This window comes from Micromonospora sp. NPDC047644, assembly GCF_040704315.1.
Lineage (GTDB): Bacteria > Actinomycetota > Actinomycetes > Mycobacteriales > Micromonosporaceae > Micromonospora.
This window is the reverse complement of sequence record NZ_JBEYSY010000009.1, coordinates 223216-239199: the sequence shown is the minus strand read 5'-3', so window position 1 is coordinate 239199 and position 15984 is coordinate 223216. Positions and strand designations below refer to the sequence as shown.

The following is a 15984-nucleotide window of genomic DNA, read 5'->3' as shown; positions in this document are numbered from 1 at the left end:
TCGACGGGGCACGGTTGGCGCGGGGAACGGATCAGGCGACGAATCGGGTCCTGCGGCGGCGGGCCACCACGAAGCCCGCAGCGCCGGCGGCCAGCAGTACGCCACCAATGCCGGCAATCAGGCCGGCCTTGGCACCGGTGATCGGCAGCGATCCATCGGTGTCCCCGCCTCCCTGGCCGTCATCCCCACCGGGGCTCTCGCTCCCGCCGTCATCCCCACCGGGGCTTTCGCTCCCGCCGTCAGCGCTCGCGATGATGGTGATCTTCGCGCTGTCGTTGGCTGGGTTGGGATCGACGCCTGCGTCGAAGGTCAGCCGCACCTCTGCGGCCCGGGTGCCGGCCTCGTCGAGGCGCAACCCGAACTCGTACTCCATCTTCTCGCCCTGCGTCAGGCGTCTGTGCTCGCGGCAGTGGTACTCCTTCGCGCCGGGCTTTCCGGGCACCCAGAAGCCGGCGCTCAAGCAGGCCATCGGAACGCGCACGGCCGTGACGCCATCCGGCAGCGAGAGCACGGTACGGGCCCGTAGGTCCTTGGCTCCGTCAACGTTCACAGCCGCCGGGCCGTTGTTGACGTAGCCGACCTTCAACGGCACCGTGTCGCCGACCTTTCCGGTGGCGGTCGCCGGCGTACCGAGCGCTGCCACCTCAGCCCCCTGGTCACCGCTGACATGGAGTCTCATCACCGTGCTGCCGTTCTGGTAGTTGACGTCTGTCTGCCGCGACGTGCTTCGCGGGCCGACCGGCTCAAGCCTGAGCTCTCCCTCGGTGCCCTGCTGCCCGAGTCGCGTCTGGTTGAAGGACTGCCGCTCCTCGAAGTCTGCCGGCGTGTACCAGTGCACGACGCCGGTGTGACCGTTCGGGGCCGAACCGTCGGTTGGCACGGTGAAACCGAAGCTGGAGTCCAGCCGTGCGGCGCCGCCCGGCTCGATGGTGGTGGGGAACCGGCAGGCGAAGGCGTGGCGGAAGGCGTCGCCCGGGCTGTACTCGCAGTTCCGGTACCGCTTCGACGGGCCGAAACCGTAGCCGCCTTCGAAGTACAGCACCACGCTTTCGACGGCCTTCTCGCCGCGGTTCGCCACTGTGAGCGGGAGGTCGAGCGTGTCGCCGAGGGCGGCGTTCAGGTCGAGCCTCTGCTCGACGCCGGCGAGATCCACGCCCTCACCGATGCTGACGGTCGAGCGGTAGGTGGCCGAACCGCCGTCGCTATCGGTGATGGTGAAGGTGATGTCGCCCTGCTGGTCGGGCGTGGCGCTCTTCTTCGCCCGCACGACCAGGTCGACCATGGTGATGTACGTGTAGTAGTCGTTCTCTTCTTCCACCACCGTGCAGGTGAGGATCGGACCAGACTCGGTGCAGGAGTTGGCATCGCCGCCGTTCCGCACGTCGGCGAAGTCGACGACCTTGCTCCGGTCCACCTTGACGGTGTATTCGCCCCACTCCATGGTGCTGACGCGGGTGCGGGCAGCGAGGCTCGATCCTTTTGCCGGGCCGCCGGGGGCGACAACCACGTCCTTGACGAAGAAGTCGAGGTCCTCGACGGCAGGGGAGGCGAAGGCGGGGACGGCGGAGGCGGCGAGGAGCGCGCCTACGATCCCGACCCCGGCAAGCCAGCGCCGGGCGAATTGCTTGGGCATTACCGCTTCCTCCGTGGGATTGATCAGTGGAACCCGCGGAGCTTATGAGGGCGTTAGCGCTGGTGCCGCCCCACTCGGGCGCCAGCGGCGGATATGGGCCGAACGGATGGTCAGCATCGCCGCAAGGTCGAGTGCCGGCATGAGGTGTATGCCATTACGTGAGGCGCACGCGAGGAAACGATGGTCGTGGCGATGATTGCTCGGCTGTCCTTTGAGGACACGGTGACTGGCGGGGTGGGGTTCGGAGGACCCAGGTGTGGCAGCCTCGAAGGTCGACCTCGGTTACCTGTTCCTGCCACGGGCTTGGGGATTCGGGTACGCCGCCGAGGCGTGCGGCAGCACTCGACTGGCTCGACGGCGTCCTTCCCGTCGAGCCTGGGGACGGCCGCCGAGCGGCCGTCCCCAGGGGTAGCGCGGTGTCACGGGCATGTCCTGAGGTTCAGCGGATCGTCGCCCCGCCGGTGGGGGTCGGCTGGACCCGCTCGAACCGCACCTTGCTCAGCCATCCCGGGAGGTCGCTGAGCACGTACAGTTCGCCGTTCACGTCGGCGCCGAACGCCGTCGGCTGGGTGGGGAAGGTGCCGATCTCAGCGGACTCGTAGCCACCGGTGGACTTGGGCCGCACGGCGAAAGCGCGGGTCGAGCAGTAGTCGCTGGCGATGTAGGTGCCCCGCGCTTCCGGGGTGACGGACCCCCGGTACACTAGACCGCCGATGATGGAACAGTTTTCCGTCATGTAGTGGTCGTACTCGACGATCGGGTCGGTGAGCCGCACGCCCGGCCGGCACTGCGTCTCGTCGAAGACGGGCGTGCCCTCTCGACAGGACCAGCCGAGGTTCGCCCCACGCTGCGACGGGTGGATGTGGTTGATCTCCTCGATCAGGCCCTGGCCGACGTCGCCGATCCACAGTGAGTTGTCGGCCGGGTCGATGGAGAACTTCCACGGGTTGCGCAGCCCGTACACCCAGATTTCCGGCCGGGCGCCCGACGTGCGGACGAACGGGTTGTCGTAGGGCACGCAGTACGGCTTCGCCCCGCAGCTGCGGTTGACGTCGATCCGCAGGATCTTGCCGAGCAGGGTGCCGAGGTTCTGGCCGCTCTTGTAGGGGTCGTTCGCGTAACCACCGTCGCCGAGGGACCAGTACAGGTAGCCGTCGCGGCCGAAGGCCACCTGTCCGCCGTTGTGGTTGCCGTACTCGGCGTGCTCCTGGGTGAGCAGCACCTGCACCCGGTCGGGGGCGTTGATGGGCACTCGCGCCAGGGTCAGCGCGCCGGCCGGCAGGCTCGTGTAGGCCACGTAGAGCATCCCGGTCCGCGCGAAGTTCGGTGCCGGAGTGATGCCGAGCAGGCCGCGCTCGTTGTCCGACGTGTCGATCCGGGCGGTCAGGTCGATCACCGGGTCGGGTGCCAGGCCGGTGTCGGGGTGGTAGGCGCGGACAGTGCCGTTCTTCTCAGCGATCAGCATCCGGCCGTCCGGGAGGCCGGTGATCGCGATGGGGCGCTGCAGGCCGAAAGCCACCCGTTCGGATACCACGGTCAACTCGGCGAGTGGCACAGCGCGGGTTTTGGATGGGCCGGCCGCGGCAGTGCCGGCAATCGGCGTCGGTGGCGACAGGGTCGCAGCCAGGGCCAGAGCGAGCAACCCGGCCAGCATGGCGGCCGGGCGACGACGTCGTCGTGACATGTTCAGCTCCTCGATCAGGTGGGTGGTGGACGCGGTCTGGGAGCGTTCCCACCGTACAGTGACTGCAATCAATATCCAACCGCATGATCCGTGCGCCTGGAGGCAGCGGCGTACGGTGCGCGCCAAACGCCAGGTGATGTCGACGCAACTCCACTGGCGGTCGGCTCGTTGGTAGCGGGGGGCGGACGGAGGCGGACGATGGCGGCGGGGCGGGGTGGCGAGCTGCTGCGCCCGCCGATGAGTTCGGGTCGGGCGACGTTCCTGGAACTCTTCTTCGATCTGGCCTTCGTGGTGGCCCTCACCCGGGTCTCGCAACGTTTCGCCGGTGCCGCCGATGACACCGGCTGGGCGCTCGTCACGGGCTTCGGGCGTACCCTGCTGCTGTTTCTGGCGCTCTGGTTGATCTGGTCGCACACCGCCTGGATCACCAGCCGGTACGAACCGGAGCAGCCGGTCATTCAGGCCGTCGTGGTCGGCACCATGTTCGCCGGCCTGATCATGGCGGTGGCGCTGCCCCGCGCCATGGAGGAGCGCGCGCTGCCGTTCGCGGTCGCGTACCTGATGGTGATGGTGCTGCGGCCGCTGGTGGTCGCAGTCGCTTTGCGCGGGCATCCGCGACGGCTGGTGCCCGTCCGGCTTGTCGTGTGGGCCCTGGCGAGCGCCCCGCTGTGGCTGGTCGGCGCGTTGGGTCCGGATCACCTCCGCCTGCCGCTGTGGCTTGTCGCTCTCGCTGTCGACTACCTCGCCTGGCTCCTGGGCTGGCCGTTGCCGTGGCTCGGGGTTTCGAAAATAGGTCGGTGGCGGATCGCGGGGACCCATCTCGCGGACCGTTATCAGCAGATGGTCCTCATCGCGCTCGGTGAGTCGATTCTGGTTATCGGCGTGGTCTTCAGCGGCGCGGACTACTCCGGGGATCGGGCAGCCGCCTTCGCGGTCGCGTTCGCCATCAGCGCGTTGCTCTGGCGGATCTACTTCTACCGCGCCGGTCTGCTGTTGTCGGAGGCGTTCGGCCGGGCGGGTATGCCCGCCCGGCTGGGCGCGACGTCGGAACGGACGCACCTGTTGATCGTGCTCAGCGTGCTCATCACCTCGGTCGGGTACGAGTTGGTGATCGATCATCCGTTCGGACAGCCGCGGCCCGGTTGGCTGCTGTTCGTGGTGGGCGGACCGATGCTCTTCCTCGTGGCCCGCCTGCGGCTGGAGTACGAGATCTTCGGTCAGATCTCCCGACCCCAGGTGGTCGGTCTGGGCGCCCTGTTGCTGGCCACACCGGTGCTGGCGCACTGGGCGCCGATGGTCGGGTTGAGCGTGGTGGCCTGTGTGCTGGCCCTGGTCGCGCTACTCGGAGCGCTGCGCAGGCGAGGCGAGCCGTTGGAGGTTTCCGCCTCGCCGATCGGACGGGAGACGTCCGGAGACCGCGACTCCGAGGCGTGACGCGGCGCCCGGTCGCCGCGATGACCTGTTTCGTCCCGTAACCGCCCTGCTGGCCACGCACCTCGTGTTCACGTCGAACCGGTGTTCCCTCACCCCGGGCAGTGGTGCCCACCACAGCACCCGTCAGATAGAACGATCGGTCTTGACGGCGGGCAGCCGGGTGGGTACCGTTCGTGCAGACAGAACGTTCGGTCTACCTGACGTTCATGGCTGCGCCCGAAGGAGAGCCCCGTGCCCACCAAGATCACCCTTGTCATCGGTAATCCGGCCGACCCCGACGAGTTCGAGAAGGTTTACGCCGACGTGCGCCGGGCCGCGGAGACGTTCCCGAAGCTCCAGCGGGTCGAGTCGGCCAAGGTGTGGCCGAAGGAGGACGGCACGCCCACGCCCGCGTACCGGACGCTCGACCTGTACTTCGCCAGCTACGAGGACGCCTCTGCCGCAGTCGCGACGCCCGCTGCCGGTGCTGTCTTCGGTGGGCTCCAGGGCGCTCAGGTGGAGATCACCGGGCTGTTCTCAGACATCGAGTAGCACCGCCCTTCCCCTCCCGGCGGCGGCCCTCACCCCGCTGGATGTCCCCTCGCTCCGCAATCACCGAGAGGTTGACCATGACCACCGTTGCCGTCCCCGGCATCTCGACGACAGCCGCTGCTCTGCGGCGGTTGTACTTCGGTCGCTTCGCCTTCGCGATCGTCTGGGCCGCCGTGACGTTCCCCCTCGCCAAACACCTCAACCCCCTCACCACCGCGCTGCTCGTGCTCTACCCGCTGTTCGACGTGGCCGCCGCCATTGTCGACGTCCGCGCATCGCGGGCCACCGGATCGCCAACCCTGTTGTACGTGAACGTCGCGATCAGCCTGCTGGCCGCGGTGGGCCTGGGCATCGCCGGCGCGTCCGGGATCCCGGCGGTCCTGCGCGTCTGGGGCGCCTGGGCGGTGGTGGCCGGACTGGTTCAGCTGATCGTGGCCGTCACCCGCCGCACGATGGGTGGCCAATGGCCCATGATCATCAGCGGTGGCATCTCCGTCATCGCCGGCGCGTCGTTCTTCGCGGCGGCCTCCGCGGACAACCCGGCGCTGACCAACGCGATCGGCTACGCCATCCCCGGCGCCATCTTCTTCCTCATCGCGGCCATCCGCCTCGGCCGCGCCGCGAAGGGAAACTGACGTGCAGAAGGCCACGTACGACGTGATTGTCATCGGCGCGGGACCGGTGGGGGAGAACGTCGCCGACCGCGTCGTGCGGGGCGGCCTGACCGCCGCGATCGTCGAGCGGGAGCTGGTGGGCGGCGAATGCTCGTACTGGGCCTGCATGCCGACCAAGGCGCTGCTGCGCAGCCAGACCGCGCTCCGGGCGGCTCGTCAGCTGCCCGGAGCGCGCGAGGCGGTGACCGGCGAGCTGGACGCGCAGGCCGTGCTGCGTCGCCGGGACACCTTTACCTCGCACTGGAAGGACGACGGGCAGGTGTCCTGGCTGAGCTCGGCGGGGATCGCGCTGTACCGGGGCCAGGGACGCATCGGCGACGACCGGCTCGTCGAGGTGACCAGCGCGGACGGCTCCACCACCTCGCTCACCGCCCGACACGCCGTCGTCGTCGCGACCGGCAGTCGCGCGCTGGTGCCGGAGATCGCCGGTCTGCGCGAGTCGGCACCGTGGACCAGCCGTGAGGCGGCCGCCGCGAGCGAGGTTCCCGGCCGCCTCGCCATCATCGGTGGTGGCGTGGTGGCCACGGAGATGGCGACCGCGTACGCCGGCCTCGGATCGACCGTGACGGTGCTCGCGCGCGACGGTGTGCTCACCGCGGCGGAGCCGTTCGTCGGCGAGCGGGTCACGCAGTCTCTGCGGGAAGCCGGCGTGTCGGTCCAACTCGGTGCCGAGGCCAGATCGGTGAGCCGTGACGGCGACGGCACGGTGCACATCATGCTCACCGACGGCCAGCAGGTCGAGGCCGACGAGATCCTCGTCGCGATCGGCCGTACGCCGAACACGCACGACCTGGGCCTCGACCGGATCGGCCTGAAGCCGGGCGCCTGGCTCACGGTCGACGACACCCTGCGGGTGGTCGACGGTGCCGGCGCGTTGATCGGCGACGGGTGGCTGTACGCGGCCGGAGACGTCAACCGGCGCGTGCTCCTGACCCATCAGGGTAAGTACCAGGCGCGCGCGGTGGGCGACGTGATCGTGGCGCGGGCCACCGGAGACGCGACGGACGACCGCCCGTGGGGTCGGCACGTCGCCACCGCGGACGAGCGCGCCGTGCCGCAGGTCGTCTTCACCGACCCGGAGGTCGCGTCGGTGGGGCTGACCGCAGCCGCCGCCGAGGCCGCTGGACTGCGGATCCGGGTCGTCGACTACGACCTGGCCGCCGTCGCCGGAGCCGCGTTGCACGCCGACGGCTACCAGGGGCAGGCCCGGATGGTCGTGGACGAGGACCGGCGGGTGATCGTCGGCCTCACCCTCGTCGGCCCGGATGTCGCGGAACTGATCCACGCCGCGACGATCGCCATCGTCGGTGAGGTCCCACTGGAGCGGCTGTGGCACGCCGTGCCCGCGTACCCGACCGTCAGCGAGGTCTGGCTGCGCCTGCTGGAGGCGTACGGCCGCTGACCTGCGCCGTACGGCCGGCCGCGACACACAGGAGCTGTGTCATCCTCCTACCGGAGGGTGGCCCAGCTCGCGGTCGTACGGGGGCTACCGGGCCGACTCTGCCGACCGAAGCTCCGAGTTGATCCTGAGGAGTCCTTCGACACCACGCAGGAAGGTCTCGGACACCGTCGTGGGGTCGGCGAGGCATCCCGCCGCCATGGCACCGTCGCGGAGCATGACGAAGTGACGGGCTGCGGGATCCGCCGTTCCTTCGTGGACCTGCGCCATGAGCCCGGTGATGGTGTCCAGGAACCATTGCCGGTGGGCCATGAGTTCCTGGTGCACGGGATGGTTCGTGTCGGGATATTCCGCCGCGGCGTTCAGGAACGCGCACCCACGGAACCCGGGGGACTGGATGTTCCGAGCGATGGAATTGGCGATGGCCAGGAGCGGGTCGACCGGCGATCGATCGGCGGCGAGCGCCTCGTCGACCATGCCGCGCTCCAGCTGATGCACCTCCCGCAGGTAGGCCAGGATGAGATCATCCTTGCTGGGGAAGTGGCGGTAGAAGGTAGCCCTGGTCACCTTCGCCTCGGCGATGATCCGGTCGACACCGACGGCGTGAATGCCCTCCGCGTAGAAGATCCTGGTCGCCGTTCGGAGAAGCTTGAGGCGCGCCTCGGAGGGCCGGTTGGTGGGTTCGTCGCTCGCCATCCAACCATCTTAGCGACAGAACGTTCGGTCTTATCCTTGTCCGCTGTTCTCCGATCTCGCTGACAGTGGCCCGATCAGTGCGGGATTCTGGATGCTGCAACCCCACCGGAGCAGGGATCGCGCGCGCTGATTCGCGGTATCCGAGGAAATGCTCCGTCGACCGTACTCGTCGGTCCGGCCGGCAACTGCGGGCACTGGGTGACGAGGCCTCTCGAAAGGACCTCCAGATGAGCGCTGCTTCTGACATGTCTGCCCAGGAGATGCCGACGATCGTGCTGGTCCACGGGGCATTCGCCGGCTCGTCGAGTTGGAACGGAGTGATTGCCAACCTCAAACATCGGGGCTATCCGGTCATTGCCGTCGCCAACCCGCTGCGCGGTGTGCAAAAGGACGCCGCATACGTTCGCGCCCTTTTGGACAGCCTGCCCGGACCGGTGGTGATGGCTGCTCATTCCTACGGCGGACTGGTCATGACCGAGGCGGCGGCCGACGCCCCCAACGTCAAGGCCCTGGTGTACGTCGCCAGCGTGAGCCCGGACGTGGGCGAAAGTGTGATCGAGTTGGTCTCCAAGTATCCCGGAAGTCAGCTCACCTCAAGCATCAAGATGATCCCGGTGCCCTCCGACGACGGCGGCATGACCATGGATCAGTACATCTTGCAGGAAAAGTTCCACGAGGTGTTCGCCGCCGACGTCGATGCCGGCACCGCCGAACTCATGGCGGCAACGCAGCGACCCGCCTCCGCGAACGCCCAGGAGGAGGGCGTGACCAAGGCCGCCTGGAAGACGATCCCCTCCTGGACCCTGATCAGTGCCCAGGACCAGGGCATCCCGCCAGACCTGCAACGCTTCATGGCCGACCGGGCGGGCTCCACGACAATGGAGATCGCCGCCTCCCACGCTGTGGCGGTCTCGCAACCCGGCCCGGTCGCCGACTTCATCGACAGCGCCGCCCGTGCCACCGCGCCCTCGATGCAGATGTCCAAGAGTCGTCGCGGTTGACGGCGGTCGCTTCGTCGCGAACGGCGAGTTCGTCGAGCCTGGTCGCGACTGCACGGTGGCGTTGAGCCGATTGATGCCGTGCTCCACTGTCGCGTTCACCGGCCGGAGCAGCCCTCGGGCAGCCCGGCCGGTGACGCATCAGACGGGCTCGATCGCGAGGTCGATGACCTGGTCGTCCTTGATGTCGAACACAAGTGCGAAGGACAGGGGCCCGCCGGGGAATTCGCCGTCCCCGGAGGCCACCAGCCGGTCGACCGCGAACGAGGTTGGCGTGAGCACGACCTTGGGGTAGATCAGGTGCCCCTGGATCCACTCGCGGATCTCGGCCGCGCTGGCCGGAGTCCTGCGCATGCCCCCCGCCGAAGCCCCCGAGACTCGTGCGAGCGCCGCACTGACGCTACGTGCGCTGGTCGGCGACGACCCGGGTGACCTCACCCCGGGCGAGCACGCGCTGCTCGGCGAGTTGCTGGACCGCCTGGCCCGCTAGGGTCTGTCCCGAAGTCGGTCAGAGCCACAGTTTGATCGGCTGGCGTCCTGGTCTGCCGTCGTCAACGTGACGGTACAGGTCGTTCGCCGGTAGTCCTTCGGGATCGACGAACGAGACGGCCATGGTGCGCTCCTTCCGGCAGAGCCGCCGATCGGCGACTCCGACCGCCCGGCGGGAGCGCTTTCGAACGCTCGTCAGGAGGTGGGCGGCCGCTCCTGGTCAGGGTGTGGCGACTGCTGCGTGAGGGTCAGCTGGCCGAGTTCCTGGGTGCATCGGGTGAGCGCGACGTAGAGGCCGTTCCAACCGCGCGGTTCGGCGGCGATGCCCTGAGGGTCGATGAGGAGTGTCGCGTCCCATTCCAGCCCCTTGGACTGGGTCGCGCTGAGCACCGGCACGTCACTCAGTACGGCGTGGAGTGTGGCGATGCGCTCCACGGGGGCGATGACGCCGACCGTGCCGCCGTGCCACCGTTGCTGCAACTGCCGCACTGCGTCCACGGCGGCGTCGGCAAGCTCAGCCGGCGTGATCGTCCGCGCCCAGGGGGCGATGCCGGAGGAGCGCACCGCTCGTGGCGGAGTGTTGTGGCTGCCCGCCCTCTTCAAGACCGGTTCGGTGAGGTCCATGACCTCGCGCGGGGTCCGGTAGCAGATGGTCAGTTCCGCTGCGGTCCAGCGGTCTCCGAAGGCAGCTCTTACCGCTTGCGCCCAACTGGTGTGCCGGTGGGCTGCCTCGGCCTGGTCGATGTCACCGACGGCGGTGATGGAACGGCTGGGACACCGGCGGAGAACCATCTGCCACTGCATCTCGGACAGTTCCTGCGCCTCGTCGATGACGACATGGCCGTACACCCAGGCGCGCTGGCGGCGAGCACGTTCGGCGAGGAATTCGCCCTGTGGTTGCGGGGTGTCGACGTCGCCGAGCAGGTCGGCGAGGGCGTCGAGCAGGGGGATGTCGCTTGACGCCCAGGGGGTCGGCTCGGTTGCGACGGCCGTGATCTCCTCGGGGGACAACTGCGGGGCGAACCGGGCCAGCAGGGTGCGGTCGGTCAGGAGGCCACCCAGCAGGGTTTCGGGATCGAGGGTGGGCCACCACGCTTCGATGAACCGGGCGATGGTGGCGTTCTCGGCGATGCGACCACGAAGTTCTTCGATCTCCTCCTCGGAGAGCAACCCGTTGATGTCGCTCCCGGTGGACGCTTCAGTGGAGAAGTGATCCTGCGCCATGCCCTTGTCGACGCGAGCGAGGATGTCCTCGAAGCCTTCCTCCATCTCCGCCATCAGCGTCTCGCGCTGTTCGGCGACGACATCGGCCAGACGGTGGTGCAACTGATCGGCGAACGCCGCGCGGGCGCGGTGGTACGGACGCCCCTGCACCGCCGAGGCGAGCGCCTGCGCCACGGTCGCGGCCGGAATGACGTAGAACTCGCCCTCCCAGCGCAGCTTCAGCTCGCGCGGACGGGGGAGTAGCGACGTGACATAGCCTTCGAGGGCGGCCTGCCAGAGAGCGCGGCCCTTGATCTCGGCGAGTCGCCGGCTCTCGTCGCGGCCCACGTGGACGTCGGCCAGCAGCGTGTCGCAGGTCGCCGAGACGACGGCGGTCTCACCGAGCGCGGGTAGCACCTGGGCGATGTACTCGAGGAACCGCGGCGAGGGACCCAGGACCAGGACCGCCTGGTCGGCCATCTTCCGGTGGGTGAACAGCAGGTACGCGACGCGGTGCAGGGCAACCACGGTCTTGCCCGTGCCGGGACCGCCCTGGACGATCAGTGGGCCGGTCGCCTCAGCCCGGATGATGTCGTCCTGTTCGCGTTGCAGGGTGGAGATCGCCGTCGACATGCGGCCGGTGCGCCGCTGGTCGAGCGCGGCCAGTAGGGCGCCTTCGCCGACGAGTTCCGCAGTCGTGCTTCCGTCGAGGGGCTCGTCGTCCACGCCGACGACGGACGATCCCGTCGTACGGATGTGCCGGCGCCGTGCCTGACCCTGTGGGTCGACAGCCGTGGCGGTGTAGAACGGCCGAGCCGCGGGAGCACGCCAGTCCACCAGCACTGGCTCACTGCCCTCCCCGTCGTCACGGAGACCGACACGGCCCACGTGGCGCACCGTGCCGTCAAGGCCGTCGAGGCGGCCGAAGACCAGCCCTTCCTCTGCTCGCCGTAGCTCGTCGTACTGCTGGCGGAGCAGGCGCTGTCGGGCCAGCTCCAACGCGTCCAGGGCCTCCGCCGAAAGCTCGACCTGTAGGTGATCGATCAGCCTGTCCCGCCGGGCCGTGGCCACATCCAGGAACGCCTGTTCCTCGGCGACAGCGGATCGTCGCGCGGCGCCCTCCGCGGTGGAGGCCGGCAGTTGGCCGTCAGGTGCTGATTCGGCGACGCCGGCGGTGCCGATGCTCAGGGCAGACTTCCGGTGCATACACGAATCCTTGGATCGGGTAAACCTCGGCCCGGACGAGCCGCAGCGCATTCGGCGGCAAGCATAGAGTCCGTTTCCCTCACCGACCAGGCAATCCGCCAGCAGAGATCGGAATCTCAATGCCTTGCAGTTCCGGGGTTGTCCGTGGCCTCACCAATCCCATTTCTCTTATTGACAGCCGAGTCTTTATCTGTTCTGTGGATGCATTCCGAGTGGTGACGTGGCCCGCTCTACGGCAGGCGTCGCGCGAGGTCGCATGGTGGCGTAGGGGGTCGTCCCGCGCAGGTCAGCTCAAGCTGAAGGACACGTCGTCGACGTCGAAGGCGGTGACCCCGTTGCCGGCCGTCTCGCTGGCGAGGAAGCTCGCTGTCGCGGTGCGTTCGGTCGCGGCGGTTCCGCTCGACATGACGTACTGCCGCCACTGCGCTCCGCCGTCGAAGGCCAGCGAGAACCTCGTCTTCGGGGGTATCCCGGTGACCGCCAGTCCGACGTTCAGGTAGTCGCCGCGGCTGGTCTCCGTGGTGGTGGTCCGCACCCAGAAGCTGACCGTCAGGTTGCAGTTGGCCGGCACTGTGACAGTGGTGCGCAGCAGGTCGGTGCGCGTCACGTCCAGCCCGGCGAAGGCGGCGTAGGCGCGGCCGGTGTGTGCCGGTCGGGTCGCGTCGCCGACCACGACGATGCGGGGCCCGGCCGTCCAGCCGGTGGTCCCGTGCTCGAACCCCGGGTTCGGGTGGATCTGCCCGGTGCAGGGCGGGTCGGCAGCTGGCTGGCCGTGGGATGCGCCGCCGGTGGCCAGGAGCAGCAGTGCCGCAACCGAGATGGTGGTGACGAAGGCCTTCATCGGTTCTCCCCGCGTCCATACATTCGAGATTGTCGATATGTATCGACGATGCGCGATGGACTCGGGCGCGTCAAGTCCTTCCCGCGGCGGGCCCCACCGGGGCGGCGGGACAAGCTGGCGCTACCGCCTGCGGCGGGCGTCGGCCTCGGTGTCGAGCAGATCGTTGAGTGTCAGCGCCGAGTTGATCAGTGAGAGATGGCTGAACGCCTGGGGATAGTTGCCGATCTGCTCCCCGGTCGCGGCGATCTCCTCGGCATAGAGGCCGAGGTGGTTGCTGAAGGTGAACATCTTCTCGAACGTGAGTCGGGCGTCGTCGAGGCGGCCGGAGCGGGCCAGCGCCTCGACGTACCAGAAGGTGCACATGTTGAAGGTGCCCTCGTGGCCCGGGAGGCCGTCGGGGGAGTGGACCGGGTCGTACCGGTGGACCAGGCTGTCGGAGACCAGTTCACGCTCGATCGCCAGCAGGGTGGACTGCCACAGCGGGTCGCTCGGCGTGACGAAACCGACCGCCGGCATGGCGAGCAGTGCCGCGTCCAGGACGTTCTCGTCGTACGCCTGCACGAAAGTGCCGCGGGCCCGGTCGTATCCGCGCTCCATGACCTGGTTGTAGATGCGGTTGCGCTGCTCCGTCCAGCAGGTCATGTCTCCGGGGCGACCGGTCCGGGTGGCCAGCCGGATGGCCCGGTCCAGCGCGACCCAGGACATCACCCGACCGAAGGTGTAGTTGCGGGGGTGGTGGCGGCTCTCCCAGATGCCGGCGTCGGGTTGGTCCCAGTTGTGGCAGAGCCAGTCGACCAGCCGCACGGTGCTCTTCCATACCTGGTGCGAGACGCGGATGCCCTGCTCGTCGGCGAGGTGCATGGCGTAGAGGGCCTCGCCGTGGATGTCGAGCTGGAGCTGGTCGGCGGCGCCGTTGCCGATCCGTACCGGCCGGGAACCTCGGTAGCCCTCCAGATGCTCCAGCACCTCCTCGTGCAGGTCGGAGGAGCCGTCCACCCGGTACATGATCTTCAACGGGTCCTGATGGTCGCCGGCTTCGCGGATCCGCTCGTCCAGCCAGTTCATGTACCGGCTGACCTCCTCGGTGAAGCCGAGGCCGAGCAGTGCGTGCACCGAGAACGACGTGTCGCGGACCCAGGTGTAGCGGTAGTCCCAGTTGCGGGTGCCGCCGACCAGTTCGGGCAGCGCGGTGGTGGGCGCGGCGATCATCGCGCCGGTCGGCGCGTACGTCATGAGTTTGAGCGTGATGGCCGAGCGCTCGACCATCTCCCGCCACCGGCCGGTGTAGCGGGAACGTTCGAGCCAGCGTCGCCAGTAGTCCCGGGTCCACTCGAACATGCCCTGGATCTCTTCCGGCGAGAAGATGCGTGGTTCGGCCCCACCCGTCTCCAGGACCACCCCGCCGGTGTCGCCCTCGTTCAGCGTGCCGTACGCGACCAGGTCGCCGCCCTCAAGGTGGACGTCACCCTGTTCGGAGATCAACCGCCGAACCGGGTCGACCGGGTTGAACGTCAGCGTCGCCGACCGGCTGCGGAAGACGTAGCCGTTGTGGTGACGCTCGAGCTGATGCGCTTCGCGCGCGTAGTCGAACCGCGGGCGGCACTCGACCCGGAAGCGCATGCTGCCGCGGACCATGGTGACGGTCCGGACGAGCCGGTGCGCGTCGGTTGCCCGCTCGCCGGTGACCGGCATGAAGTCCATCACCTCGGCCACCCCGTCGGCGCTGATGAAACGGGTGATCAGGATGGGTGTGCCGGGGAGGTAGAGCTGCTTGGTCACGTACCGCACGTCGTGCGGCGCGATCTGGAAGTAGCCGCCCTTCTCCTTGTCGAGCAGGGCGGCGAAGATGCTCGGTGAGTCGAACCGCGGCGCGCAGAACCAGTCGACGGTCCCGTCGCACGTCACCAGCGCGGCGGTCTGCAGGTCGCCGATGAGTCCGTGATCCTCGATCGCCGGATAGCTGTCCACGTCTCTCCCCGGTTCGGCGGCGTCCTGCGCACCGAACTTAGGGGAGGAATTGTCGGCTTAGGTGAGATTCACGTTCCGCCACCCTGTCGCGTTCCCCAGGTAACGCCGCGAGGGCCGGGTCCTGCGCCGACCCGGCCAGCCTCACCGTCCGCGCAGCGGGCGGCAGGAGGAGCGAATGACCAGCTCGGTGGGGAGCCGGATGTGGGTGTCGCGGTCGACGCCGGCGATCAGGTCGACGAGCAGGCGCAACGCTTCGGCGCCCATCCGTTGCAGCGGCTGCATGATGGTCGTCAGCGGCGGGTTGACCAGCGCCGACTCCGGGACGTTGTCGAAGCCGATCACCGACAGGTCGTCGGGCACCGACAGGCCCATGTCGCGGGCCACGGTCATCGTGGAGATCGCGGACAGGTCGTTACCCGCGAAGATCGCGCTCGGTCGGTCGCTGAGGGCGAGCAGTTCCGCGGCCGTGCCGGCGGCGCTCTCGATCCGGAACCCGCCGACGCGGACGAGCCGCTCGTCCACCGGCACGCCGGCTTCGGTCATCGCACTGCGGAAGCCGGCCTCGCGCAGCTGGGCAGACTTCAGGTCGGTGCGTCCACTGATGTGCCCGATACGCGTGTGGCCGAGGGACAGCAGGTAGTTGGTCGCCAGCACGGCGCCGGCGAAGTTGTCCGAGTCGACGGTGGGCAGGTCGGACGGCCCGGTGTGGGGGTCGACGGCCACGACGTGGAAGCTGTGTTCGGTCTCGACCACCGTCGGCGTGACGATGACGGCGCCGTCGATGAGTGTGCCGGACAGCCGGGCGAGGGAGCGCCGCTCCCACCCCACCGCGGCCCCTTCGCCGTCGCCGCTGGAGTAGGCCAGTAGCTGGTACCCGCTGCCGGCGACCTCCTGCGAGGCCCCCTTGAGCAGCTCGGTCGAGAACGGCTCGAACTCGGCGACCAGGATGCCGAGCACGTTGGTGCGGTGGCTGCGCAGGCTCTGCGCTCCCAGGCTCGCCTCGTAGCCGAGCTCGTGGATGACCTGCTGGACTCGTTCCACGGTTGCCTGGGCCACGCCGTAGCGGCCGTTGACCACCTTCGACACGGTCGCGACCGAGACGCCGGCAGTACGTGCCACATCCGACATCTTGACGCGCTGCTGAAACACCACGTCGATGATGATAGGGCCCTGTTGCCGCTGCGGCGTCACCGACTCGAAAACGTTATCGATACCGATTGACATCAAG

Annotated in this window: 14 protein-coding genes; 6 read left to right on the top strand and 8 right to left on the bottom strand. The window is 68.7% G+C overall.

Features of this window, described 5'->3' with window-relative positions:
• Positions 1 to 31: 31 nt before the first annotated feature.
• Together AB0877_RS17045 and AB0877_RS17040 are read right to left on the bottom strand one after the other, a co-directional pair.
• Positions 32 to 1633: an LPXTG cell wall anchor domain-containing protein gene (locus tag AB0877_RS17045; RefSeq protein WP_366609711.1), complete on the bottom strand. Its 1602-nt coding sequence runs from the start codon at positions 1631 to 1633 to the stop codon at positions 32 to 34.
• Between the two features lie 439 nt (positions 1634 to 2072).
• Positions 2073 to 3317 carry a PQQ-dependent sugar dehydrogenase gene (locus tag AB0877_RS17040; RefSeq protein ID WP_366609710.1) on the bottom strand — a complete coding sequence of 415 codons (1245 nt, stop codon included), beginning with the start codon at positions 3315 to 3317 and terminating at the stop codon, positions 2073 to 2075.
• Positions 3318 to 3515: 198 nt separating this feature from the next.
• On the opposite strand from AB0877_RS17040, the gene AB0877_RS17035 reads away from it, so the two are divergent.
• The 4 genes from AB0877_RS17035 to AB0877_RS17020 all read left to right on the top strand — a co-directional run bounded on the left by AB0877_RS17035 (position 3516) and on the right by AB0877_RS17020 (position 7358).
• Positions 3516 to 4751: a low temperature requirement protein A gene (locus AB0877_RS17035; protein ID WP_366609709.1), complete on the top strand. Its 1236-nt coding sequence runs from the start codon at positions 3516 to 3518 to the stop codon at positions 4749 to 4751.
• Positions 4752 to 4982: 231 nt separating this feature from the next.
• Positions 4983 to 5282: a hypothetical protein gene (locus AB0877_RS17030; protein WP_366609708.1), complete on the top strand. Its 300-nt coding sequence runs from the start codon at positions 4983 to 4985 to the stop codon at positions 5280 to 5282.
• Between the two features lie 77 nt (positions 5283 to 5359).
• Positions 5360 to 5917, top strand: a complete 558-nt coding sequence (locus AB0877_RS17025) for a hypothetical protein (RefSeq protein ID WP_366609707.1) — start codon at positions 5360 to 5362, stop codon at positions 5915 to 5917.
• A gap of 1 nt (position 5918) precedes the next feature.
• A complete protein-coding gene (locus AB0877_RS17020; RefSeq protein ID WP_366609706.1) occupies positions 5919 to 7358 on the top strand; it encodes an NAD(P)/FAD-dependent oxidoreductase in 1440 nt (479 codons plus the stop codon).
• An 84-nt stretch (positions 7359 to 7442) separates the two neighbouring features.
• Here AB0877_RS17020 and AB0877_RS17015 read toward each other — a convergent pair whose 3' ends face one another.
• Positions 7443 to 8051, bottom strand: coding sequence for a helix-turn-helix domain-containing protein (locus AB0877_RS17015; protein WP_366609704.1), 609 nt, complete (start codon positions 8049 to 8051; stop codon positions 7443 to 7445).
• Between the two features lie 227 nt (positions 8052 to 8278).
• On the opposite strand from AB0877_RS17015, the gene AB0877_RS17010 reads away from it, so the two are divergent.
• Entirely contained in the window at positions 8279 to 9052 is a 774-nt protein-coding gene (locus AB0877_RS17010) for an alpha/beta hydrolase (RefSeq protein ID WP_366609702.1), read from the top strand.
• Positions 9053 to 9190: 138 nt separating this feature from the next.
• Here the strand turns inward: AB0877_RS17010 and AB0877_RS17005 are convergent, their stop codons facing one another.
• Positions 9191 to 9403, bottom strand: coding sequence for a hypothetical protein (locus AB0877_RS17005; RefSeq protein WP_366609700.1), 213 nt, complete (start codon positions 9401 to 9403; stop codon positions 9191 to 9193).
• Between AB0877_RS17005 and AB0877_RS17000 the strand changes: the two genes are divergently transcribed.
• Positions 9402 to 9539 carry a hypothetical protein gene (locus AB0877_RS17000; RefSeq protein ID WP_366609698.1) on the top strand — a complete coding sequence of 46 codons (138 nt, stop codon included), beginning with the start codon at positions 9402 to 9404 and terminating at the stop codon, positions 9537 to 9539. The genes AB0877_RS17005 and AB0877_RS17000 overlap by 2 nt on opposite strands.
• Positions 9540 to 9733: 194 nt before the next feature.
• On the opposite strand, the gene AB0877_RS16995 is transcribed toward AB0877_RS17000, so the two are convergent.
• From AB0877_RS16995 to AB0877_RS16980, 4 genes are all read right to left on the bottom strand, one after another.
• Positions 9734 to 11947 carry a UvrD-helicase domain-containing protein gene (locus AB0877_RS16995; protein ID WP_366609696.1) on the bottom strand — a complete coding sequence of 738 codons (2214 nt, stop codon included), beginning with the start codon at positions 11945 to 11947 and terminating at the stop codon, positions 9734 to 9736.
• 286 nt (positions 11948 to 12233) lie between these two features.
• Entirely contained in the window at positions 12234 to 12788 is a 555-nt protein-coding gene (locus AB0877_RS16990) for a hypothetical protein (RefSeq protein ID WP_366609694.1), read from the bottom strand.
• 120 nt (positions 12789 to 12908) lie between these two features.
• On the bottom strand, positions 12909 to 14756 hold the full coding sequence (locus tag AB0877_RS16985) for a glycoside hydrolase family 15 protein (RefSeq protein ID WP_366609692.1): 1848 nt from the start codon (positions 14754 to 14756) through the stop codon (positions 12909 to 12911).
• A 141-nt stretch (positions 14757 to 14897) separates the two neighbouring features.
• Positions 14898 to 15908 (bottom strand): LacI family DNA-binding transcriptional regulator, encoded by a 1011-nt coding sequence (locus AB0877_RS16980; protein WP_366609690.1) that lies wholly within the window; start codon positions 15906 to 15908, stop codon positions 14898 to 14900.
• Between the last annotated feature and the right edge of the window lie 76 nt (positions 15909 to 15984).

Bases quoted from the DNA above. Each gene is read 5' to 3' on its own strand.
- AB0877_RS17045 (WP_366609711.1), bottom strand. From the start codon at position 1,633: ATGCCCAAGCAATTCGCCCGGCGCTGGCTTGCCGGGGTCGGGATCGTA.
- AB0877_RS17040 (WP_366609710.1), bottom strand. From the start codon at position 3,317: ATGTCACGACGACGTCGTCGCCCGGCCGCCATGCTGGCCGGGTTGCTC.
- AB0877_RS17035 (WP_366609709.1), top strand. From the start codon at position 3,516: ATGGCGGCGGGGCGGGGTGGCGAGCTGCTGCGCCCGCCGATGAGTTCG.
- AB0877_RS17025 (WP_366609707.1), top strand. From the start codon at position 5,360: ATGACCACCGTTGCCGTCCCCGGCATCTCGACGACAGCCGCTGCTCTG.
- AB0877_RS17015 (WP_366609704.1), bottom strand. From the start codon at position 8,051: ATGGCGAGCGACGAACCCACCAACCGGCCCTCCGAGGCGCGCCTCAAG.
- AB0877_RS17010 (WP_366609702.1), top strand. From the start codon at position 8,279: ATGAGCGCTGCTTCTGACATGTCTGCCCAGGAGATGCCGACGATCGTG.
- AB0877_RS17000 (WP_366609698.1), top strand. From the start codon at position 9,402: ATGCCCCCCGCCGAAGCCCCCGAGACTCGTGCGAGCGCCGCACTGACG.
- AB0877_RS17005 (WP_366609700.1), bottom strand. From the start codon at position 9,403: ATGCGCAGGACTCCGGCCAGCGCGGCCGAGATCCGCGAGTGGATCCAG.
- AB0877_RS16995 (WP_366609696.1), bottom strand. From the start codon at position 11,947: ATGCACCGGAAGTCTGCCCTGAGCATCGGCACCGCCGGCGTCGCCGAA.
- AB0877_RS16990 (WP_366609694.1), bottom strand. From the start codon at position 12,788: ATGAAGGCCTTCGTCACCACCATCTCGGTTGCGGCACTGCTGCTCCTG.